Source organism: Priestia sp. 53B2 (assembly GCF_056099005.1).
Genome location: NZ_JBLZXA010000001.1, coordinates 291,680 through 313,689 on the forward strand (window position 1 = coordinate 291,680; position 22,010 = coordinate 313,689).

25 protein-coding genes, 1 pseudogene and 2 riboswitches are annotated in these 22,010 nt (G+C 39.7%); of the genes and pseudogenes, 5 read left to right on the top strand and 21 right to left on the bottom strand.

Annotated elements, in window-relative coordinates; all coding sequences use genetic code 11:
• Nucleotides 1–69: 69 nt before the first annotated feature.
• Nucleotides 70–680: pseudogene (locus ACN6NE_RS01770) on the bottom strand (transglutaminase-like domain-containing protein).
• A 139-nt stretch (nucleotides 681–819) separates the two neighbouring features.
• On the opposite strand from ACN6NE_RS01770, the gene ACN6NE_RS01775 reads away from it, so the two are divergent.
• Nucleotides 820–1,452, top strand: a complete 633-nt coding sequence (locus ACN6NE_RS01775; RefSeq protein ID WP_205654824.1) for a LysE family translocator — start codon at nucleotides 820–822, stop codon at nucleotides 1,450–1,452.
• 166 nt (nucleotides 1,453–1,618) lie between these two features.
• Entirely contained in the window at nucleotides 1,619–1,759 is a 141-nt protein-coding gene (locus ACN6NE_RS01780) for a hypothetical protein (RefSeq protein ID WP_162871496.1), read from the top strand.
• A gap of 106 nt (nucleotides 1,760–1,865) precedes the next feature.
• Here the strand turns inward: ACN6NE_RS01780 and ACN6NE_RS01785 are convergent, their stop codons facing one another.
• The 3 genes from ACN6NE_RS01785 to ACN6NE_RS01795 form a co-directional block, all read right to left on the bottom strand.
• Nucleotides 1,866–2,309, bottom strand: a complete 444-nt coding sequence (locus ACN6NE_RS01785) for a DUF5301 domain-containing protein (protein ID WP_474324230.1) — start codon at nucleotides 2,307–2,309, stop codon at nucleotides 1,866–1,868.
• Nucleotides 2,310–2,474, bottom strand: a complete 165-nt coding sequence (locus tag ACN6NE_RS01790; RefSeq protein ID WP_165351629.1) for a hypothetical protein — start codon at nucleotides 2,472–2,474, stop codon at nucleotides 2,310–2,312.
• A 160-nt stretch (nucleotides 2,475–2,634) separates the two neighbouring features.
• The gene (locus tag ACN6NE_RS01795) at nucleotides 2,635–2,835 is read right to left on the bottom strand and encodes a helix-turn-helix transcriptional regulator (protein ID WP_129703309.1); all 201 of its coding nucleotides are present in this window, start codon (nucleotides 2,833–2,835) and stop codon (nucleotides 2,635–2,637) included.
• A gap of 242 nt (nucleotides 2,836–3,077) precedes the next feature.
• Between ACN6NE_RS01795 and ACN6NE_RS01800 the strand changes: the two genes are divergently transcribed.
• The gene (locus tag ACN6NE_RS01800; RefSeq protein WP_474324333.1) at nucleotides 3,078–3,209 is read left to right on the top strand and encodes a hypothetical protein; all 132 of its coding nucleotides are present in this window, start codon (nucleotides 3,078–3,080) and stop codon (nucleotides 3,207–3,209) included.
• A 22-nt stretch (nucleotides 3,210–3,231) separates the two neighbouring features.
• On the opposite strand, the gene ACN6NE_RS01805 is transcribed toward ACN6NE_RS01800, so the two are convergent.
• The 10 genes from ACN6NE_RS01805 to ACN6NE_RS01850 all read right to left on the bottom strand — a co-directional run bounded on the left by ACN6NE_RS01805 (nucleotide 3,232) and on the right by ACN6NE_RS01850 (nucleotide 14,521).
• Nucleotides 3,232–3,732, bottom strand: coding sequence for a GNAT family N-acetyltransferase (locus tag ACN6NE_RS01805; protein ID WP_474324232.1), 501 nt, complete (start codon nucleotides 3,730–3,732; stop codon nucleotides 3,232–3,234).
• A gap of 144 nt (nucleotides 3,733–3,876) precedes the next feature.
• Nucleotides 3,877–4,494, bottom strand: a complete 618-nt coding sequence (locus ACN6NE_RS01810) for an acetate uptake transporter (protein WP_115654544.1) — start codon at nucleotides 4,492–4,494, stop codon at nucleotides 3,877–3,879.
• 142 nt (nucleotides 4,495–4,636) lie between these two features.
• Nucleotides 4,637–6,931, bottom strand: a complete 2,295-nt coding sequence (metE, locus tag ACN6NE_RS01815) for a 5-methyltetrahydropteroyltriglutamate--homocysteine S-methyltransferase (protein ID WP_129703313.1) — start codon at nucleotides 6,929–6,931, stop codon at nucleotides 4,637–4,639.
• A gap of 150 nt (nucleotides 6,932–7,081) precedes the next feature.
• Nucleotides 7,082–7,270: riboswitch (cobalamin riboswitch) on the bottom strand.
• 79 nt (nucleotides 7,271–7,349) lie between these two features.
• Nucleotides 7,350–7,460, bottom strand: a riboswitch (SAM riboswitch).
• A gap of 80 nt (nucleotides 7,461–7,540) precedes the next feature.
• Nucleotides 7,541–7,792, bottom strand: coding sequence for a hypothetical protein (locus ACN6NE_RS01820; RefSeq protein ID WP_025750813.1), 252 nt, complete (start codon nucleotides 7,790–7,792; stop codon nucleotides 7,541–7,543).
• Between the two features lie 299 nt (nucleotides 7,793–8,091).
• Nucleotides 8,092–8,436 (bottom strand): hypothetical protein, encoded by a 345-nt coding sequence (locus ACN6NE_RS01825; RefSeq protein ID WP_474324234.1) that lies wholly within the window; start codon nucleotides 8,434–8,436, stop codon nucleotides 8,092–8,094.
• Nucleotides 8,437–8,583: 147 nt separating this feature from the next.
• Complete coding sequence (locus tag ACN6NE_RS01830) at nucleotides 8,584–8,958, bottom strand: metallophosphoesterase (protein WP_474324327.1); 375 nt, start codon at nucleotides 8,956–8,958, stop codon at nucleotides 8,584–8,586.
• Between the two features lie 258 nt (nucleotides 8,959–9,216).
• Entirely contained in the window at nucleotides 9,217–10,596 is a 1,380-nt protein-coding gene (locus ACN6NE_RS01835; RefSeq protein WP_129703317.1) for a sugar porter family MFS transporter, read from the bottom strand.
• Nucleotides 10,597–10,743: 147 nt separating this feature from the next.
• Entirely contained in the window at nucleotides 10,744–12,168 is a 1,425-nt protein-coding gene (gene araA, locus ACN6NE_RS01840; protein WP_129703320.1) for an L-arabinose isomerase, read from the bottom strand.
• A gap of 29 nt (nucleotides 12,169–12,197) precedes the next feature.
• On the bottom strand, nucleotides 12,198–12,896 hold the full coding sequence (locus ACN6NE_RS01845) for an L-ribulose-5-phosphate 4-epimerase (RefSeq protein WP_474324236.1): 699 nt from the start codon (nucleotides 12,894–12,896) through the stop codon (nucleotides 12,198–12,200).
• Complete coding sequence (locus ACN6NE_RS01850; RefSeq protein WP_474324238.1) at nucleotides 12,890–14,521, bottom strand: xylulokinase; 1,632 nt, start codon at nucleotides 14,519–14,521, stop codon at nucleotides 12,890–12,892. Before ACN6NE_RS01850 ends, ACN6NE_RS01845 begins: the two co-directional genes overlap by 7 nt.
• A gap of 338 nt (nucleotides 14,522–14,859) precedes the next feature.
• Between ACN6NE_RS01850 and ACN6NE_RS01855 the strand changes: the two genes are divergently transcribed.
• Complete coding sequence (locus ACN6NE_RS01855; protein ID WP_129703325.1) at nucleotides 14,860–15,966, top strand: GntR family transcriptional regulator; 1,107 nt, start codon at nucleotides 14,860–14,862, stop codon at nucleotides 15,964–15,966.
• Nucleotides 15,967–16,056: 90 nt separating this feature from the next.
• On the opposite strand, the gene ACN6NE_RS01860 is transcribed toward ACN6NE_RS01855, so the two are convergent.
• The 5 genes from ACN6NE_RS01860 to ACN6NE_RS01880 form a co-directional block, all read right to left on the bottom strand.
• The gene (locus tag ACN6NE_RS01860; RefSeq protein WP_474324241.1) at nucleotides 16,057–17,040 is read right to left on the bottom strand and encodes an HD domain-containing protein; all 984 of its coding nucleotides are present in this window, start codon (nucleotides 17,038–17,040) and stop codon (nucleotides 16,057–16,059) included.
• Nucleotides 17,041–17,156: 116 nt separating this feature from the next.
• Nucleotides 17,157–17,534 carry a hypothetical protein gene (locus ACN6NE_RS01865; protein WP_129703330.1) on the bottom strand — a complete coding sequence of 126 codons (378 nt, stop codon included), beginning with the start codon at nucleotides 17,532–17,534 and terminating at the stop codon, nucleotides 17,157–17,159.
• A gap of 196 nt (nucleotides 17,535–17,730) precedes the next feature.
• Nucleotides 17,731–19,098 carry a ferrous iron transporter B gene (locus ACN6NE_RS01870; RefSeq protein ID WP_165351638.1) on the bottom strand — a complete coding sequence of 456 codons (1,368 nt, stop codon included), beginning with the start codon at nucleotides 19,096–19,098 and terminating at the stop codon, nucleotides 17,731–17,733.
• A gap of 13 nt (nucleotides 19,099–19,111) precedes the next feature.
• The gene (locus tag ACN6NE_RS01875; RefSeq protein WP_013084240.1) at nucleotides 19,112–19,843 is read right to left on the bottom strand and encodes a FeoB small GTPase domain-containing protein; all 732 of its coding nucleotides are present in this window, start codon (nucleotides 19,841–19,843) and stop codon (nucleotides 19,112–19,114) included.
• Nucleotides 19,836–20,093 carry a FeoA family protein gene (locus tag ACN6NE_RS01880; RefSeq protein ID WP_013084241.1) on the bottom strand — a complete coding sequence of 86 codons (258 nt, stop codon included), beginning with the start codon at nucleotides 20,091–20,093 and terminating at the stop codon, nucleotides 19,836–19,838. The genes ACN6NE_RS01875 and ACN6NE_RS01880 overlap by 8 nt, the downstream gene beginning before the upstream one ends.
• 432 nt (nucleotides 20,094–20,525) lie before the next feature.
• On the opposite strand from ACN6NE_RS01880, the gene ACN6NE_RS01885 reads away from it, so the two are divergent.
• Nucleotides 20,526–21,455 (top strand): DUF3298 and DUF4163 domain-containing protein, encoded by a 930-nt coding sequence (locus tag ACN6NE_RS01885; protein WP_129703334.1) that lies wholly within the window; start codon nucleotides 20,526–20,528, stop codon nucleotides 21,453–21,455.
• Between the two features lie 56 nt (nucleotides 21,456–21,511).
• On the opposite strand, the gene ACN6NE_RS01890 is transcribed toward ACN6NE_RS01885, so the two are convergent.
• Nucleotides 21,512–21,688: a hypothetical protein gene (locus ACN6NE_RS01890; protein WP_165351630.1), complete on the bottom strand. Its 177-nt coding sequence runs from the start codon at nucleotides 21,686–21,688 to the stop codon at nucleotides 21,512–21,514.
• 121 nt (nucleotides 21,689–21,809) lie between these two features.
• Nucleotides 21,810–21,977, bottom strand: coding sequence for a hypothetical protein (locus ACN6NE_RS01895; protein WP_164796049.1), 168 nt, complete (start codon nucleotides 21,975–21,977; stop codon nucleotides 21,810–21,812).
• Between the last annotated feature and the right edge of the window lie 33 nt (nucleotides 21,978–22,010).

Below are 22,010 nucleotides of genomic sequence, written 5' to 3' on the forward strand. Positions count from 1 at the left end.
CTCCACCAAGAATCTCAATTCATCGTTCTAATCTCGCTTCAACTAAAATACTTTTGTCCCAACCTCTTTTTATAGCTCGGTAGGCAAGTAGTGCAAATACATATCTAAGCAGTCTTCGTACTGAGACAACACGTCCATTGTTTTTTTATGAGGTTTTGTATAAATAACCGGATAGTCAATTTCACCCCGTATAGAATTCGCCGGAAAAGCCAGTTTTTCTTTTTTTAGCGAAAAGTCGGCCTGCACTCCTTCTTTATTTCCTCTTGCGTCTAATCGGATCCATCTCTCTTCACTTTTAATGTAGACAGCATTTAAGGCATGAATACAGTAGCCTGTGTCTAACGTATCTCCAAGTATCAGCCTTTGATAACAAAAGCCTGCAGGAATCCCTTCTGCACGCAGCAAAGCAGCTAATAGATTACACTTGCTGTAACAAATTCCTTCCTTTTCTTTTAAAGCCTGTAAAGCGGTTTTCGTGATGATTCTGCTTTGAATATCCAGGAATGAGATACTTCATCTCTCACAAACTCATATGCTTTTTTTATGTACGCTAGTGAAGAATAAGGCAAGCCGCTTTTGAGTTCACGTACCTTTTGTTGAATCAAAGGATGTGTAAAGTTCACCTCTGGAAGTTCTTGCGTATAGTCTTCTTTTTCCAACGATTCACAAATTAATTTCATTTACTTTTTTCCTCCTCTTATATTCATCATATGTTTTTTTATACATAATATTGAATTTTATTACATATTTTTATATAATGAAAGACCACTTAAACGGAAAACGATAGTAGATACGAGATTGAAAGAGGTTTTGTTTTTGGTGACGTTATTTTTAACAAATGTACTGCTCGGTCTTTCAATTGCCCTTCCCGTTGGCACGGTGACGATTGAAATGACAAAGCAAGGTTTAAAAAACGGGTTTCTTCACGGATGGGTTGTTGGACTCGGAGGAATGACAGTTGATTTATTACTAATTGTGCTTCTTTATTCTGGATTGGCTTCTTTTTTATCTGCTCCTTTTATCCAACTTATCATGTGGCTTATAGGAGCGCTTTTTTTACTTTATATTGGCTATGACAGCATTAGACATGCCGACCATGACATAACGGCTCCTGGAGAACACGTAAAAAAGTCGTTTGCATCTTCTTATGTGAACGGGATCTTTGTTGCGATTTCTCCTAGCAATCTCATTTTTTGGCTCAGCGTGTTTGGAACGGTGCTGACCAATTCGCTTCAATCCTCTCATTCTTTTCATTTCCTGCTGATTGCCGCTGGAATATTAACAGGGATTTTAATTCATGACCTAGGCTTAATGACGATTGTCTCCGGAACTAGAAAAGTGCTGAATCAGCTTTATATTAAATGGGTTTCTATTGCGGCAGGATGTATCTTAATTGGTTTTTCATGCTATTTTCTTTATCGTTTCATCGGGAATCTGCGCATGTACTTTTAATGTTTCTACATATTTTATGACTTGCTATATCCCCTCTTTATCTAGTATAGAGAGGGAATTTTTATAATCTATCAGGGACTCTCAGACAAAAAGTTCACAATTTCGTCACATTTCTATTGATTTTTTTCTCTTTTTATACGAAAATATAAAAAAGGGAGGAAATATCATGAAAATCAAAAAAGCACTTCGTATCTTTATTGGAGCAAACGTTCTTGTATTATTAACATTCGGCCTTCTTCCAGCACTATTGGTTAACCCTGATATTGACCTAATCCAATCATTTATTAATTATATAGGCAAGGATTAATTCTGCTTAAAATAGTCAAAATTTTCAATCTATTTTTGTGAAAAAAAGAGACAGCGCAGGCTGTCTTTTTTAGTAGGCTTGAAAAAACTTATGGTACTTTTCAGGTTTATTTAGTTGAAAACAGCTTTTTAACATCTATTTTTTGATCCTTAACAATCTTATACGTAGCCTGTTTTTTATCTTCAAAGTTAAATGCTTTTATGTAATCATCATCGTAAATCGTTAAACCATACGCATCTTTTCCGTTTTCAACGATTTTTACCCAGTAAGCCTGATCATACTTTGGATCTCGTTCCTTGCTTTTTTTCACGTCTACTTTTGACAAAGAGTGTACGATCTCTTTCATATTCTTTTTATCGTCTACTACACGTTTTCCTCCGTCCGTATCTATTTCAATACGCGTAACGTTTGCTTCGTCTACTTTTATGACATCTTTTAACTGATAGGTTTTCCCTGTGTATGTAAAGTAAAATACTACGATAAATAAAAGTGCGCCTATAATAATCGTTCTTTTTTCAAAAGGAACCTCCTTTTCTACACCATGCTGCATTCAGGTGATACATCGTTTTATCCCTCCTGTTCCGCAGCCCTTTAATAGAATGCTGCCTCCTACAAGCAGACTATAGATTAATCCCGGAACAGGAAGTATTAACGTTACCACCAACAGTACCATGCCCGTACTTGTAAGAGCTACTTCGGCAGCTCGATTTTTCATTCATTTCACCACCGTTGCTCTGTAAATCTTTTTTATATGAAGTGATAAAAGTATTATTAATCTTATACTTATTTATGTATTGTTCGCTTATAAGACAGAAGTGTCAAAACGCCTACTAGTAAGCTCTTTGCTTCAGATTACCTTCTACTCTTTACCTAAATCATGATTTTCTAAATAAAAACAGCTCATCTACTGTTGCTCCCAGCTCCTCAGCCAGCTGAAAAGCTAGCGTTAAGCTTGGATCATACTTATTGTTTTCAATTGCATTAATCGTTTGTCTCGATACGCCGCATACTTTTGCCAGTTCGTCTTGAGACATCCGTTTGATTTTACGCAGTTCTTTAATTCGATTTTCCACCATTCATCACTCATCTCTAAAATGTAAAAAACTTTTTACATCCATATCTTATATTATCTTCCTTGTTACTGTCAAATATGTTTGACAAAGTAGAGTCTTTTACATAACTGAAATAGAGGTTGGAACAAAAGTAGGTTAGTTGAAGGACAATGCGAACGAGTTTGATTAAGAATTCACCTCGTGCTAATTTTTTTATGGGTATGGTGAACGTAGGTTTCGTGTATGTAGGTGCTTCTAGCTAATGATTGGAGGGCAAGGCGAAGACTCCTGCGGGGAAAAGCGGAACAGGTGAGACCCCGCAGGAGCGCAAGCGACGAGGAGACTCAGCGGCCGCCCGCGGAAAGCGAAGCCTTGCACGGAAATCATTAGCGGTGTAACAAGCGATTCAGAGTAGTAACATTAAAGCTTCTTACTCATATTAAACCACTGCACGCCTGCATGCTGAGACTCCGCTACTCCTTGGTTCACATATCCGTTTTTTTCGTAAAAAGGAATCAATTCTTCTTTACATGTTAAAGTAACCGTTAAGCGCAGTTTGTTGCGCGCTTGTTTTTCAAACTCTCTTAGCAGCTTACTCGCAATTCCTTTGTGATGATGCTTAGGATTTACGACAATCCCTAAAATACTTTGATGACCGCCTGTCTCAGGGTTCGAAATCGTTTTTTCAAACAAATCATCCGTGATAAACGGAGCTGAAATGACGGGACCGTTCACATATCCGATTATTTCTTCATTTTCTTCGGCGATGATAAACGTATCAGGAATGGTGTTGATCCGCGTAATAAATGCATCTTTTGAGGCAGCTTCTTCAGGTGTAAAGCCTTTGTTTTCTAACGTAATTAATTGGTTTAAATCTTTTTCATCCACTTTTCTTATAATCATTGAAACGTTTCCTCTCATTATGTATTTCTCTTTTTTCTCTAAAAGCTTCTATTACATATAACTATCTCTTTCTACTATATATAAAAACGCCCAAACAAAAAAGGATTGACCTCTGCATCATACAGAATTCAATCCTACTTCGCTTTTTAATTAACGTCTTGATTATTTAATAAATGCACCAAATGGCTTGCCCACCGGAAGCACAACTCGACCGTAGTGAGTATTTAATACGGCCGCTGCAGATCCATAGAATGAAAACAGAGCAATCAATAGCTCCGATACTGCTGCTAATAAATGTGTGTATTCATATGCCACATCAAATGTACTTAGCGATAATCCAATGAATAAGAAATCAATTAACACAAAAATAATAAATAATACTTTATGAGTGCCCATTGCTCCAACTGTCATAAAAACGCTGAAAATCAAGTAGCCGACAAAAGCAAATGCGAGCTGCTTCGGATCCGCTTCTTTTGCGAGCGCTTCTCCAAATGCTCCAAGCTGAATAAGCCATGTCATAGCTACACCTAGCCAAAATAACCCGAAGGCACCAAAAGCAGTTGCGCCGAAGGTATTATTATGTTTGAAATCTTGCATAGACGCGATTAACTGCCCTATTCCGCCTAAAAAAATCGCCCATGGCAATACCAATGAAACACCATCGGTTACCCCAAGCTTTTGAAACGATGCAACAAGTGTCACCATGGCAAGTCCAAATAGACCTAGCGCTGATGGATCCGCTGTTACAATTTTAACGTGCTGCGTACTGTTGTTACTCATGTTGTACCTCCCTGATTTTAAAAACACCTTTAAAAAGATACAAAAATGTAGGGGAAGTGTCAATGGATATTTTTGGCCTTTTAAAATCCCATAAGACCAAGCAGTGTAGCGGTTACACTGCTTAGTCTTTAATTTCTTATCATTAAACGTTTTGTAATAAATTTTGTCTGGTTTGTTTTGCAGACTCAACCATCACTTTTAAAGCTTCAACCGTCTCGCTGATTCCTCTTGTTTTAAGGCCGCAGTCGGGATTAATCCAAAATAATGCAGGATCAAGTACCTGCAGAGCGCGGTCAATGTTTCGCTGAAGCTCTTCAAGCTTCGGTACGCGCGGGCTGTGGATATCATATACGCCAAGTCCGATTCCTTGATTGTACGTATGTTTTTCAAATGCATAAATTAATTCACCGTGGCTTTTAGATGTTTCAATAGAAATCACGTCGGCATCAAGCGCTTTGATCGCATCAATAATCTCTTCGAATTCTGAATAGCACATATGCGTGTGAATTTGCGTCTCGTTTTGCACCGATACCGTGGCTAGCTTGAACGCATACACCGCAGCATTTAAGTAGCTGTCCCAGTTTTCTCGTTTTAACGGCAATCCTTCACGAAGCGCCGGTTCATCTACTTGGATCATTGAAATGCCCTGACTTTCAAGTGCTTCTACTTCTTTTCTAAGAGCAAGCGCGATTTGATTTGCCACGTCGTAGCGCGGGATATCATCACGCACAAACGACCAGTTTAAAATCGTAATCGGCCCCGTCAGCATTCCTTTGACCGGCTTATTTGTTAGAGACTGTGCGTAGACCGTTTCTTTGATCGTCATCGCCTGCTCGTACGATACATCTCCGTAAATAAGCGGCGGCTTCACGCAGCGAGAACCGTAAGATTGTACCCAGCCAAACTTCGTAAACTGAAAGCCTCCTAATTTCTCACCGAAGTATTCGACCATGTCCGTACGCTCAAACTCTCCGTGCACAAGGACATCTAAGCCGATGTCTTCTTGAATTTTAATCCATTTTTTTATTTCCTCGTTAATGTACGCTTCATATGCTTCATCGCTTAACTCGCCTTTACGCCATTTTAGACGCTCTTTTCGCACTTCTTTTGTTTGCGGAAAGCTTCCAATTGTTGTCGTTGGAAGAAGCGGCAGTTGAAAAGCTTCTTGCTGAACGCGTTGACGTACGTCAAACGGCGCTTGACGCTCTGCTTTATAGCTGTGCAGCTGCTTCAGCTCTTTTTGTACGTCTTGATGATTTCGAAAAGATGATCCATTTAATGCTTGAATTGCCTGTTTGCTTACGTTTATTTCTTCTTCTATTTTTTCTTTTCCTTGCTGCACCGCTTTTGTTAACAGCGCAATTTCCTTTAGCTTTTCATCTGCAAAAGAGAGCGCATTTTTTAACACTGGCTCAATGGTTTCTTCATTTTTCACCGTAACAGGAACATGTAGTAGACTTGATGAAGGCTGCAGAATCAAACGGTCTTTTGATACAGCTTCTTCAATTTCACTGATTGTTAAAAGCTGTTCATCCAGATTCTCACGCCAAATGTTTCGTCCGTCAATCACTCCTGCTGCCAGCACTTTATCAGTCGGAAACCCATATTGATTAAGCGCCGTGAGATTTTCTCCTCGGTCATGCACAAAGTCTAAACCAATTCCATGAACGGGAAGAGAAACAACTTCTTGGTAATAATCAACGCTGTCAAAATACGTTTGCAAAATGACTTTTACATTCGGTGCCGCTTTTTTCAAAGCTTGATAGACTTCTTTGTACAGTGCGAGGTCTTCTTTTGATAGCGTTGTAGCTAAAACCGGCTCATCTATTTGTACCCACTCTACTCCTTCCGCTTGCAGCTCCGCTAAGATAGTCACATAAAGAGGAACAAATTGTTCAACTACTTCTTTAAACTCACTTTTTTTATATCCTTTTGACAGCTTCACAAATGTTACTGGACCTAAAATCACAGGCTTGCCTTCAATATTCAGCTTCTGTTTTGCTTCTTTGTAAAATTGAAGCGGGCGATTTTCTACAAGGGACGGCGTACATTCCTCAAGCTCTGGTACGATGTAGTGATAATTTGTGTTAAACCATTTTGTCATCGTAGAGGCTACCGCACCTTTTGTTCCTCGCGCGATGTCAAAATACGTTTCAAGCGATACTGGTCCTCCGTCATAATCAAAGCGCTTTGGCACTAGACCAAACATAGCGGCTGTATCTAACACATGATCGTATAAGCTAAAATCACCGACTGGAATTAATTCAATTCCTGCATCACGCTGTTTTTTTAGATGTGCTAGACGAAGAGCTTCAATTTCCTGCAGAAAGATATCTTTCTCTAGCTTTCCTGCCCAAAACTGCTCAAGCGCTTTTTTCCATTCTCGTTTTTCACCAATTCTTGGATAACCTAAGTTTGAACTTTTTACACTGCTCATTTTTTCCACTCCCTGTATATTTTTTTATCGATAAACTAAAAAATCTCTCTTTTCGAAATGAAAAGAGAGATGATACGCATACTTAACTAAAGTTGAGATAGCCTGTTTTTCCCAACACGTATTCCTCACTCCTCTCTATATCCCGTAGAGCTTAAGTGCATACAACAGGCAGGTCTCCTGACTTAGGTTCATCGCTTCCTATCCCTTCCCATTTCAACATGAAACAGTGGTTAATAAGTTGCTCCCCATTACAGTGGCGGGACCGCGCCGGCTTTTCACCGGTCTTCCCTTTTAAGCTGCGTATATTCGTTACACAGCACCTGATGCATTTTTATAAAATTGTTCATTCAAAACATATTCACATAAAATAAAAAGCCTCTCTATCACGAATAGAGAGGCATAGTATCTATGAAATCCTCTCTTATTTTCCAAAGCTGTACGCTTTGCAGGATGTAGCACCTTTTCAACAAGAATGTTAAATGGTTGCCGGGCTTCACAGGGCCAGTCCCTCCGCCTCTCTCAATAAGAGTTTTAATTATTTATAATATTTTGAATGTAGAGTCATCTTAACACCTTACATTTATGTTGTCAAAAGAAATTTCAAAAAAATTAGTTTTCAGGAGGCGTTGACGCTAATTTTTGCCTTAACAATTTGTAATCATCTTTTCGATGTGTTTCGATTAAATCTTTTGCTCCTTGGTGATAGCCTGAAGAATAAATGTACTCTACCGCCGTTTCAATAAGCTTTCTTTTTTCTTCGGCACACTCCCGATCCATTAAGGGGAACAGTCTACCTAAAAGGTCATTTAAATCCTCCTTGATAAAACGATCAAGTCCTTCTTGCATCTTTTCGTTTGCCATGATTGCTCCTCCATTTGCTGTGTATGTTCTAAGCCTTTATAAACAGGCATTTCACTGTAAATTTTAAGATAAAGTTAAGTCATTAAACAGTATATCAAGTGAATGTTTTTCTTTAATTACATATGTAATACAAATATATGACAAATATAGAGAATATATCATCATTCATTATCTATTATAACGTTTGACTTAGCCTTCTGCTACAAGGTTTCTTTAAACATTATGCATAATCTTCCAAAAGTCTGGCTGTGAATCACGGGCACGCTTTTGGCTAAACCTAGCTTTCTACTTTCTTGTTTTTACAAACAATTTCTTCGAGGTCGTCCAAAATCCTTCCAAAGAAGAGGACCTAAAATGTCGTATCTGCTTACAAAAAACTCCGTAAAATTATAATTATTTAAAATTAAAGGCAGCTCAAAATCAAGGGGAGCACCGGCGCCTCCTGACAATACAAAATCAGTGCCTCTTCCAAGCGTAAACGTCCCGTTTCTATTTTTTCTAATAAACTGTTCGTCATATGCATGCACGTGGCTAACGAGCACTTTTTTCACGCGGTGCAAGTCAAAAAATTGCTGACTTTGAGGAGTCGTTACAGGAAACCCTTCAAGGTTTGACCACCGGCCAATATTTGGCTGCGCATGCATGGCTACAACGGTATTACGAGGAGCATCCTCTAGCTGCTGCTCTAAATAATTAAGCTCTTTATCTGTAAATCCATATATTTTATTCTTGGGACTGATGACATTATTTAATGCGATGCACCGGAAGTTGAAGATAGGAATATCAATGATTCAGTGTACTTTTCCGATAGTAGCTCTGAAGTTTTCGAGATTGCTTTCATCAAGGTACAGTTCATCATGATTCCCTACGCATACAAACATAGGAATGTTTGGTGCGATTTTTTCAACAACCTTAACAAAGTGCTCCAAGTACTCTTTTTTCCCTGTATAGACGGTGTCTCCCCCATGAATAATAAACAGCGGGTCCAATTCCACCGCCTTTTTTAATACAAGCTCAAATTCACCGCTCATCGTGAAACAATTATCGTTTGGTCCGTCACCTCTGCTGTCACCCATAAAAACAAAGTTAAATGGATCTCTCGGATTTAATTGTTTAATTCTTTGCTTTAATAACTTTTCAGAACGTTCATGAAGCGTCAAATTCATCAACTAGTTAATCCCCCTATTACTAAATAAATTCAGTTAAAAGTAAACAAGCTTACTTATTTATATGAGAATTTGTTGATGAAGGTCACTACCTTCTTGTAAGCAGAACGCACATTTAAATTAGTTTCCATAGCCTATCTATCCTTTCATTTTGTTAAGCACTGATAGGGCAACATAAAAGCTAGAATCCTCCTAATCTAAAAAAGAACCCCTTGCTGAGATAGCAAAGGGTTCTTACAAGTAGAGCGTTCACCATAATCAAACGTACTTATTACGCTCAACCGGACTTAAAGACTTCCTTGCAGAACGAGCTGCCATGTCCGTTTCAATTTGCTCTAGGCTACGTCCTTTTGTTTCAACAACTACAAAACGTATGAAGAATAATCCGAGAATACAAATGATCCCGAACGTTGAAAAGATAATGCCCAAGCTAAACTGATCAGCTAAAATAGGAAACACAAGCCCCACTGCCAGCGATCCTGTCCAGTTAAAAGCAGATGAAATCCCAGCACCGATTCCGCGTACAGAAAGCGGGAAAATTTCTCCTACAATGATCCACGTAAGCGGCGCCCATGAAAACGCATAGCAAAGGATAAAGCAACAAAGAGCAATTAACGTAACCCAGTTAACGACGACTTCATTAACACCTAATGCTCCTAGAATAGCCGGTGTGAAAAATGAAAGAGCCATACCCGCGCCGCCAATCGTAAGAATGGTACGGCGGTTGAATCTATCAACAAACTGCAGAAAAATAAGTGTTGTCACAACGAAGATTACCCCAACAATGACCGTAAAACCAGCAGCTACCTGCGGGGCTAAACCAACTTGACGAGCAATGCTTGTTGCATAATAAACAATTGAGTTTGAGCCTTGAATCTGCTGAAAAGTTGCCATTCCGACACCGATAATTAAAGCTAAACGAAACTTTTTCTGAAACAGCTGTTTAATGCCTGATTTTTCATGCACAGCTACGCTTTCAATTTCAGACACTTCAGCTTCCACTTCAGCTGTTGACCGGCGAAGCGTGCGCAGCACTTCACGCGCTTTATCTGCCATTCCGTTTTTAATTAAGTAGCGAGGTGACTCTGGAAGCTTAATCATACCGATGCATAAGACGATCGCAAAAACACCGGCGCTGCCAAGCATGAGTCGCCAGCTGTTTGGAACCGGCTCAAAAATAAAGGCTACGATATAGCTTAATAATAATCCAATTACAATCATTAGCTGATTTAAACCTGAAAGCTTCCCGCGAATATTAGCAGGTGCGATTTCTGACATATAGGCAGGAACTAAAGAAGAAGCCGTTCCTACTGCTGTACCTAAAAAGACGCGCGCAATCGTTAACGTAATTTCCTCTGGTGCAATCGCTGAACCGATGGAGCCTAAAAGAAAGATGATAGACGAAATTAAAATTAACTTTCTTCGTCCAAACTTATCGCCTAATAACCCGCTTAAAATGGAACCGATAATTGCTCCTCCCATTAGCGACGAAACCACAATCCCCAGCCAGAGCGGACTTAAATGAAACGCTTCACGGATATGACCTTCTGCACCAGCAATAATCCCAATATCATAACCGAATAAAATACCGGCAAATGAGCCGAAGAAGAAGATAAACTTACTTGATACTTTACTCATGATTATATATCCCCTTTGTATTGTCTTAGTTTTGCTTCCTATCACACAAATTTAAAACGCTTTCATTTATTTCTAAAAACGGCGTTCTTTTACTAACGCTATATTTTCACTTCCAAGGAAGCAGCGCTCCCTCGGAAGTAGTGATGCTTACTTAATAATGACGTACTCTAGATCAACAAGCTTTGCATAGCTCACGATTTGATCCGTCGTTAAATTTAATGAAAGAACCGTATGATGGCCTCCTCCGTTTTCAATCCACGCTTTAACGCCGTCTTGAAAGTTCGGCTTAATGTTCCAAAGCACGCGCGCTACCGGAAGATTTGGAGCTGGAACTTCCGGCTCAAATGCCGATACTTCGTTAATTAACAGCTTGTAATGCGTGCCGAAGTCCGCCATGGAAACCACTACGCCTTCTCCTTGTTTACCGTCAAACACTAAGCGAGCCGGGTCTTCGCGGTTACCGATACCTAGCGGCGAAACGATTAGTTTTGGTTTGTTTACCGCTAGCGTTGGATCTACTTCAAGCATGTGTGATTGAAGCACAGACTCACGTCCGGGAGCCAATTCATACGTGTAGTCTTCCATAAAGCCCGTTGACTGATTATGGCTCATTACTTTGAGCAGGCGGTCAAGCGCCGCTGTTTTCCAGTCTCCTTCACCAGCAAAGCCGTATCCTTGTGCCATCAAGCGCTGTACGGCTAGACCAGGAAGCTGTTTCATACCGTATAGATCTTCAAAGTTAGTCGTAAAAGCGCTGTAGCCGCCTTCATCTAGAAAACGTTTAATCGCAATTTCATAGCTTGCCTGTACTTTTACGCTAGACTCCCAGTCTTCTACAGAATAGTCACCGTAGACAAATTCGTACGCGTCTGCATATTCAGTAAATAAATCATTGATTTCTTCTTCCGTAACGGCATTTACATATTGAACAAGGTCACCGATTCCAAAGTAGTCAACCGTCCAGCCAAATTGAATTTGCGCTTCAATTTTATCTCCTTCCGTTACTCCGACGTTGCGCATATTGTCGCCGAAACGCGCGACTTTGATGTTGAAGCTTTCGTTATAAGCAGCGGCTACATCCATCCATTGTGCAATTTGCTGCTGTACTTCGGGGCGCTCCCAGTAGCCTACTACAATTTTATTTTGTTTCTTTAAACGCGCGTTGATAAAGCCGTATTCACGATCACCGTGAGCAGACTGATTCAAGTTCATAAAATCCATATCAATCGTTTCCCAAGGAATGCTTTCGTTAAATTGTGTTGCTAAATGAAGCAGCGGTTTTTGTAGTAACTTGGTGCCTCGAATCCACATTTTTGCAGGCGAGAACGTATGCATCCACGTGATTACGCCGGCAACTTCATCTCGGTAATTCACTTCTTTCATCATGCTTGTAATCGTATCAGCACTCACAGCTAAATCTTGCAGAACAATCGGATAAGGCAAGATACCGCTTTCATTTAAAGCATCAGTCATCGCTTGCGCGTGTGCTTTTACTTCTGCTAGCGCTTCTTTTCCGTAAAGATGCTGTGAACCAACAATAAACCAAAATTCTTTTTGAGTCGTTTTTAACATGATAATCCCCTTTTCTCTATGTAAGTCTTTTACTGTCCTTGCCCGTAATACGCGTTTTGTCCGTGTTTTCGTAAATAATGTTTGTCTAATATACGCTGCGGCAGCTCTTCAGCCAGCCCGTTTAATTTTTGAGTAAAGAAGTTCATTTTTGATACTTCGTCTAGTACGACGCTGTTCATTACCGCCGATTTGGCATCTTTCCCCCACGTAAACGGCCCGTGTCCTTGAAGTAAAATACCAGGAACCGCTAGCACATCTAAGCCGCGCTCTTCAAATGTTTCAATGATTACCTTGCCCGTTTCCACTTCATATCCGTCATTCACTTCTTTTTCTGTCAAAAAGCGCGCGCACGGTACGGAACCATAAAAGGTATCGGCATGAGTCGTTCCCATTGCCTGCACATCAAGTCCTGCTTGAGCCCAAATGGTCGCCCACGTTGAATGCGTATGGGCAATACCGCCAATTTGCGGGTAATGTTTATAGAGTACGGCATGTGTCAGCGTATCAGATGACGGATTAAGCTCACCTTCTACCACGTGGCCATCTAAATCAACGACTACCATGTCTTTGGCTGTCATTTTTTCATACGTAACGCCGCTTGGTTTAATCACAAACAAACCGCGGTCTCGATCAATTGCACTTACATTTCCCCACGTGTACTTGACCAGTCCGTGTTTTGGCAAATCGACGTTTGCTTGAAATACTTCTTCTTTTAATTTATCTAGCACACTAACTCCTCCCGTTCTTCGCTGTGGTGCTCTGCAGCTGCTTTTTCAATCACTAGCCCTTTTTTATATCTTTTAATAAATGCTTCAAATCCTTTTACATCGAGTTCGTCAGGATAAATTTCTTGTGCGGTCACTTCTTTAAAGACTTTATCATCCAAGAAATCTTCTAAACTTTCATTCTCACTTTTATTGAGCATATAAGAAGAAAGAATAGCCATTCCCCACGCGCCTCCTTCTCCTGCTGTGTCCATGACGGAAACCGGGGTATTAATTGCCGCTGCCATCATTTTCTGGCCAACTACCGGCGTTTTAAATAACCCTCCGTGCGCTAAAATACTGTGAATCATTACGTTTTCTTCTTTGACTAAAAGATCCATTCCTATTTTCAAAGCACCAAAAGCTGTAAAAAGATGCGTTCGCATAAAGTTTGCTAGATTAAAATTGCTTTTTGCTGAACGGACAAATAACGGACGTCCACTTTCTACTCCGGTAATATTTTCACCTGAGAAATAGCCGTAGCTAAGCAATCCCCCTCCATCAGGATCAGCTTCTAGCGCTTTATTTAACATCACTTCGAACAATTTATCCGACTCTACTTTTTGCCCCATCGCCTCCGAAAATTCACGAAACAATCCGAGCCAGGCGTTTAAGTCGCTTGAGCAGTTATTCGCATGAACCATTCCAACTGGACTGCCGTTTGGCGTGGTAACCAAATCAATTTCCGGATAAACGTTTGAAAGCTTTTTATCTAATACAATCATCGCAAAAACGGACGTTCCTACTGAAACATTTCCCGTGCGTTTTCTCACGCTGTTTGTCGCCACCATTCCTGTTCCTGCATCTCCTTCTGGAGGACAAAATGGAATGCCCGGCTGCAAATTTTTTGATTGATCTAAAATGCTAGCTCCTATCGCTGTTAATGTACCTGCTTGCTCGCCTGAAGTATGAACTGCAGGCAGAATATCTGTTAGTTTCCACGGATATCCTCTATGAGAAATGAGCTCATCAAACTGCTTAATCATAGCTTCACTGTAATTTTGCGTGCGTTCATCAATCGGAAACATCCCCGAAGCATCTCCAATTCCAAGCGATTTACTGCCCGTCAGCAGCCAGTGAATATAGCCGGCTAGCGTTGTCATGTAGTCAATGCGCGGCAGATGTTTTTCTTGATTGATGATTGCCTGATACAGATGCGCAATGCTCCATCGTTCAGGAATATTAAATTGGAAATGTTCAGTTAATTCTTTTGCTGCTGTGCTTGTTGTTGCATTACGCCACGTTCGAAACGGAACTAGCAGCTCACCCGTTTTATCAAACGCCATATATCCGTGCATCATAGCTGAAACGCCGATGGAGCCAACTGTTCGAATCGTGATCCCGTAGCTTCGTTCCACTTCTTGCTTCATTTCACGGTAAGCACTTTGCAGACCTGTAATAATATCGAGTAAGTTGTACGTCCAAAAACCGTCTTCCAAAAGATTTTCCCATTCATAACTTCCAGATGCGATCGTTTCAAAGTTTTCATCAATCAGCACTGCTTTAATACGAGTAGATCCAAGTTCAATTCCAAGGGACGTTTTCCCTTTCGCAATTGCTTGTTTTATGCTTTCTTGAGCTGTTTTCACGTTTAATCTCCTTTCTGATAGCTATAAAGATACCTATAGCAGTAAGGAAGCGCTTTCCGTTTTATGTAACGCTGTTTGAATTTGTTAACAACTTAAGTATATTTATTTGTACGTACATTTGTCAATATAAAAATTATATATGCACACAAATATCCAAAACACCCTACTCTTCCCTTATTGAACTTTTAAAAAGTCGGTATCCAACCCTTAAATCATTCTCCTTTCGATTAAAAACCAAGGAAATCTTTTCATTTATTCACGTTCATGATAAAATATGTCCATACAAATTTTACACATAAAAAAAGTTGAATGTATACAACTACGAAAGAAGTGAAAACATGAAGCCAAAATATCAGGTGATTATTGAGGATATAAAAAGCAAAATTCTTTCAGGCGATTACAGCATCGGCGAACAAATCCCGACTGAATCGGTCATGCAAGAAACGTATGGTGTCAGCAGACATACGGTTCGAAAAGCCATTTTAGAGCTGTCTAATGAAGGATTTTTAAGAAGCGAAAAAGGATCTGGCACCTATGTAAGCAATCAGTATCAATCCAAAGCGACCGGGGCTTCTGCAAACAAAACGATCGGCGTTATTACCACGTATATTTCCGACTATATCTTCCCTTCTATTATTCGCGGAATTGAAAGCAGATTAAATAAAGATAATTATTCGCTGCTGCTGGCGAGTACGAATAATGATGTGGAACAAGAAAAAAAAGCGTTGGAAATGATGCTTTCCTACGGAGTAGACGGCTTAATTGTTGAGCCTACAAAAAGTAATTTGTACAATCCAAACATCTCGTATTATTTATCATTCAAAGAACAAGACGTTCCGTTTACAATGATTAACGCTTACTACGAAGAATTGGACGTTCCGTTTTTTTGTCTAGACGACGTTCAGTCAAGTTACCTTGCCACAAACGAATTAATTTCAAAAGGACATACACAAATTGGGCTCATCGCAAAAATGGATGACCTTCAAGGAAAGTATCGAATGAAAGGCTACATAAAAGCGCTCGGTGAAGCAAAGCTCCGCTTTCAGCCTGAGCAAATTTTGTCTTTTAATACCGAAACAAAGCTCGATTTGTACGCTAATTTAAAAACGTTTCTCACTGAAAATCAAGATGAAATGACGGCCCTTGTCTGCTATAACGATGAAGTCGGATTAGAAGTTGTAAATGTATGCAGGCAGCTTGGCATTTCCATTCCGGACAAGTTGTCAATTATTGGTCAAGACAATTCATACATCGCTAAAAATGCGACGATTAATTTAACAACGTTAACCCATCCGCAGGAACAAATGGGACACGACGCGGCTGACTGGATTATTAAAAAGCTGCAGGGCAAAAAAGAGTTGCCAACCGAAACCTACTATCAGCCTGTGTTAGTTGAAGGTGAAACGATTAAAGAGTTAAACGCGAAGCGTGATGAAGTTCGTTAAGAGAAGGCTTCCTTAGAGGTCTATAAAACTTCTTATGAGAGAAAGGGATGCACGTTATTATGCATCCCTTTCTTTATGTAATGATTCTCTTTATAACGGAGCCTGAATGTTGAGATATACTCCTTTTTCTATCCTTTGTTTTGCTTGTTCTATTACTCTTTTAGCGGTAAGTGATAACTGAGATACAGGAGTCGCCCCATCTGAACCAATAACAAGAGGATCAACCCAGCGCATTTTTGTCGTTTGGTGAACATCATGACAAGACGCTGTTCCTTTTTGTACTTTGCTGTTAAAAAGAGCCGATAACATCCCTTCAATGCTGATGTCTCCAGCATTTTTCAGCAACCGAACCACATCGTCATCCTGTTTTAAAAAATCTTCTATGGATAAAATATCTTTTTGCAAAGCGAGCTTGATAATTTTCGTCAGCTGATAATTTCCAAACATATTAAGCGGATTCATAAAAAAGCCAATCACTTCTTTGTAGTAAGCATCCACAAACCACTCTGCCGCTGATAAATTACTGCATGCCATTTGTCCATTAAATACGACAAGCTGATCCAAAAACGCATGCACTTCTTGTAAAGTAATCTCCCCGCATACGTACAAATCCCGCAGCGTATAATCAACGCGATCAGCGCATAAGTGCGGAGCTTTCTGTTCGAGCAGCGTCCACTGGCTTTCATCAAGTAAGATATCTCGCCAGTTTAAACCGGCGCTCTTTAAAATATGAGGAATAGACGACTGGGTCACAATTTGTTCGTAAATCATTTCATGATAATTTTCTTCTTTTTGTTCCAAAACATAGTCAATCACATGAGAAAATGCCGTATGTGAAACGTCATGTAATAAAGCCGCTATTTGCTCTTCCAAAGAGCCTCCGAGTCTATGTACAAGCATCATCGCACCAACGGAATGATCATATCGAGTAGTATTCCAGTTTTCATTTACAAACCGGCTCGCTCCGCCTTGGTAAATTCCTTTTAAACGCTGTACGGGATCACTTTGAATGAGTTCTAAAAGAACGCCGTCTGCTTCAAATTTTCCGTACAGCTCATCATAAAGTATAAGCATATCCTTCTCTCCTTTTACTAGCTATTTTGGACTTATTTTAATCTTACATGAGACATCGCAGGGTTCCATCTGCCTGTAACTAAAAACGACCTCGTCTTACCAGAGGTCGTTTTTTATTATTCACTTGACGCTTTAATACGATCAAAATACTGCTTCGCAGGAAGCAAACCAAGATTTTTTTCTTTCCGTATGTATTTAATAACATCAACGTCTCTTCTGCCATTTCGAATCAAAAGATTGACTTTGTTTTCAAAAGCCTTGTCTTTGTCTATTTCTAGCTGTTTCCACTCTTCATTAGAATCGCGTTTAGGTGTTTTGAGCAGGAATACCACTAGTATAACAAGGATACTGCTTGTGGTCATATAAAGCCAAAACCAATCGAGAAACCAGCTGTTGATCACATTCACTATGATGAGAATGGTGAAGCAAGAATATAGCCTTGTTTGATACTTATTAGCTTTTTTTGAATTTGTTTTGCTGAAAAATAACCCCACAGTCAGTCCCCTTTTAGCAATCTATCTGCACGTTTTATCTATTAATTTATCTTATACATGAAATGAATCTACATCATACAAATTACCATTTAACCTAACAAATAGCAATCAAGTTCACCCTATTATTATACTATCTCATTGACTACTCATAAAAAATACAGGGCTCTTTTCAAAGCCCTGCACTTTTATTTCATATTTAAATAAGGTTAAACGCTTTTACCACTTGAGCAACCGTAAACGTAACGCCAATCGCAATCACTGTTGGTATTGCAAAAGCAAGAAACGTCCACTTTGCATTTTTGGTTTCTTTATAAATGTTCACAAGCGTCGTTCCGCACGGAAAATGCAGAAGCGAAAACAACATCATGTTAAGGGCCGTTAGCCACGTCCAGTGGTGATCAAGGAAAATTTGTTTGAGTCGAGTCGCATCTTCAATTTCAATTAATGAACCCGTTGATAAATACGCCATCAGTAAAACTGGTACGACAATTTCATTAGCCGGCAAGCCAATGATAAAAGCAGCTAATATATAACCGTCTAGTCCTAGCGATTTAGCAAACGGATCAAGAAACTGAACAAAATGCATTAAAATACTCGTATCACCGATATAGATGTTGGCCAGTACCCACGTTAACACCGCTGCGGGTGCGGCTACGATAATCGCGCGTTTTAACACGTACAGCGATTTATCCAGCGTCGCGCGCACAATTGTATCAACAAATTTCGGCTTGCGGTAAGGCGGAAGCTCTAGCGTATAGTGAGTTGGAACCCCGCGCAGTGCCGTTTTAGACAGTGCCCACGATACGAACAGAGTCACCACAATTCCAAATAACACTGTTCCGACTACCACAAGCGCCGTTACAAAGGTTTTAGCGCTTCCTGTAAAGCCGGTCGCCATAAATAAAGAAGCTAATAAAATCAGCGTAGGCCATCTGCCGTTACACGGAACAAAATTATTTGTTAAAATCGCCATCATGCGTTCACGCGGCGATTCAATAATACGAGTCGACATAATCGCTGCGGCGTTACATCCAAATCCCATCGCCATTGTCAGTGACTGCTTGCCGTGTGCGCCTGCTCGTTTGAACAAACGATCCATATTAAACGCTACGCGAGGCAAGTAGCCGTAGTTTTCTAAAAGCGCAAAAACAGGGAAAAAGATAGCCATCGGTGGCAGCATGACGCTAATAACCCACCCTGTGCCGCGAAACAGCCCTAATACAAGAATTCCGTGCAGCCATTCTGGCGCGTGCATTGCTTGAAAGAAAGCTGTTAAATACCCTTCCGCCCAGCCAAAACCTTGTGCGATTAATCCGGAAGGAACATTTGCGCCGGCTATGGTGATATAAAAGATAACCGATAAAATACCAAGCATAATCGGAAAGCCCCAAATTGGCGAGGTAAAGACTTTATCTAGCTTTTCTGTGCGCTGAAGCTTTGAGCGGTCTTCGTACACAACTGATTTTTTACATATTTGCTGTGAAGACTTGTAAATGCTTGCGACCATATTTGAACGATGATCTTTTTCTTTTGCCTGCTGCGCATAGCGCGTTAGCTGTTCCATCGCTAATGAGTTTTCAGGAGTTAACGGATTTCCCATATGCGCTGTTCCTCCTTTCTGTGTGACTGATATCTTGCTGCTGACGCTGCTGAATCGTTTCTAAAAATGACGTGTCTCCATCAAGAACCCGTAAAGCAATCCAGCGCAGAGGAAATTGATTTCCCACAATAGAAGCGACTTGAGGTTCTAGCTCCTTTAATGACGCTTCAATTTCTTTTGTGTACTGCACCTGGTAAGGATTAAGCTTTACCTGCCCTCGCACGACTCCTTCAATTGCATCTAGCAAATTTGTAATCCCTTTTTTATTACGTGCTGATATAGGTACAACCGGTACGCCTAACGATTCAGCCAGCTTTTTTTCATTAATCACAATTCCTTTTTTCTTTGCTTCATCCATTAAGTTCACACAGATCACGACGTTTTCAGTCATTTCCATCACTTGCAGCGCTAAATTAAGATTTCGTTCCATCGCCGTTGCATCGACCACCACAACCGTAACGTCAGGTCTTTCAAATAAAATATAGTCACGCGCTACTTCTTCATCTGCCGAGTTTGAATACAGTGAATATGTTCCAGGCAAATCGACGATTGTGTAGAGCTGCTGGTGATGTTCAAACGTCCCTTCTGCTTTGGCTACCGTTTTTCCCGTCCAGTTTCCCGTGTGCTGCTTAAGACCGGTCAAGCTATTAAATAACGTACTTTTTCCTGTGTTCGGATTTCCTGCTAATGCAATACGATACTTACTCATCATCGTCACCTACTTTTTTTACATAAATTTTTGAGCTTTCTTCTTTTCTGAGACCAATTGTTGTATGACTGACTTGATAAGCAACAGGATCTCCTAACGGGCTTTTTTGAAGCACTTTGATAATTGCTCCTGGAATAAATCCTAAATCTAACAAGCGTCGCTTTAAGGCACCTTCGATTTCGATTCGCTCTAGCTGTACCGTTTCACCTGTCGTAAATGTAGACAATGGATAATTATTTACACTAGCCATCTATTTTTCGTCCCTTCTCATTTTTTACCTAAGGTTATGTTTTTTTCATCAGACCAACTTTTAAGGTAAAAAAATATGCTCGTTGATTTTTAATAGGGTATTCTGCTGGTGCAGAAAAATGAACATGTCAACATAATTTATTTAAAATTTTCAGTTTTTACTTGTCATGATACCGAAAGTTTACCACAGGAAACTTTTTTAGTCCAGGGTAAAATACTGTGTTTTTTCTTATTTCTACTAAAGGCATAAAGTGCGCCGGTCTATTTTATTTAATCATTTAATAAGAGGAATCAAGTCGAAAAATAATTTAGTAAAAACGAATTGATAAAAGTAAAAAGCTGTAAAAATATGCTATACTGGTGAATGGGTTTTTTTTGAAAATAAAGTATCGATTAGCTTTAAAACCTACAAAAATCACTTTAGGGGGCTTTTATGAAAAGGTTCAAAAGAGTTAGCGCAGTTGTTTTAGGTTTGGCTTTGTTATTCTCACCGCTTGCTCCGCAAACAGTTTCAGAAGCAAAAGTCGTGTGGGGGAATCAGGAACTGGTTAAAGGGCAAATAGGACGCGTTACCGTTTTAAAGAACACGAATCTTTACAACATCGAAAACAACAAGTTAGTAGCAGCTAGAAAAGTGACAAAAGGGCAAGTATTCCGCGTGTATTCTGAGTCTAGCAAATTTGGTGGTCTTTATGGAGTATCAAAGGGTACCTATGCTCAAAAGTCATCAAGTATTAAGTATGAAAAAGCGCCTAGTGACAAAATTCAAGCACTAGGAGTAACGGTTACGAAGAAATCTTTAGCAAGCAACATTAGCTATCCCCAGGTATCCGGCCTTATCAATAAACCATTTGAGGCTAGCTATAATCGAAAGTTTTTAAACATTGCGAAAGAAGCACAAAAAGAACACAACGAGCTAAAAGAACAAGAAAAGGAAGACCGCAAAAACGGCTGGGCACCAGGTCCTTATTCTCGTAATATGACATACTCTGTACCTTACAACCAAGATAATATTTTAAGTGTTGCTATTACGAATGATGCGTACGCTGGCGGCGCTCACGGCAACGCTTGGATTGATACGTACAATTACGATTTGTTAAAAGCTCGACAAATTAATTTAAAAGATGTTATTAACAATAATACTAAGTTAAATAAAGTTAATAACTATATTCGCAATGAAATGATTGCTCGTAATAAAAAAGGTGCTCAATTCTGGGTTAATGAGTTTAAGTCTGTAAATTTAAAAGAAGATCAGTTTTACTACACAAGTAGCGGAATTGCCATTATATTTGGTGAGTATGAGTACGGCCCTTATTCTAACGGCATTCATACGTTTAAAATCCCGTCCAGCGTTTATAAATAAGATTGTCAGTCGTATAAAACTAGCCTACTGCATGAAAAAAAGAAGCCTGCGAACCATCAGTTCACAAGCTTCTTTTTCTTTTTTTCTGCAGAATAAGCGGAGCAAAAAAGAAAGATGAGCCCTAACCCGCTTCCAATCATCATTGAATAGGAAGACGCATCTTTTAACGCCAGCCCGCCTATCATTGATGACAAAAATAGGAAACAAAAGATTAATGTGTAGTTCTTCTTCACAATCTCTACTCCCCCTTTACCATCGTTTTTCAGAAAATCAAATTATACACCCACAGAAGAACCCAGGACTGCCTACATTACGCTTCTGATAGCCGAGGAAAAATTGCTTGTTGAGGTATTTTTATAGTGTTTGAAAAAGAGAAATGGTCAGAACTAGCGTCAGCAAGGAGCCTGCGGATGTTAACATCATTATTTTTCGGTTACTCTGATTCTTTTCAGGTTTTAAAAACTCTTGAATTGCTACAAACCAGATAACAAAAGTGATTAAAGAAATAATCCCCATAGACATATGGGCATCTCCTTTCTTAATATGTATTTAAAT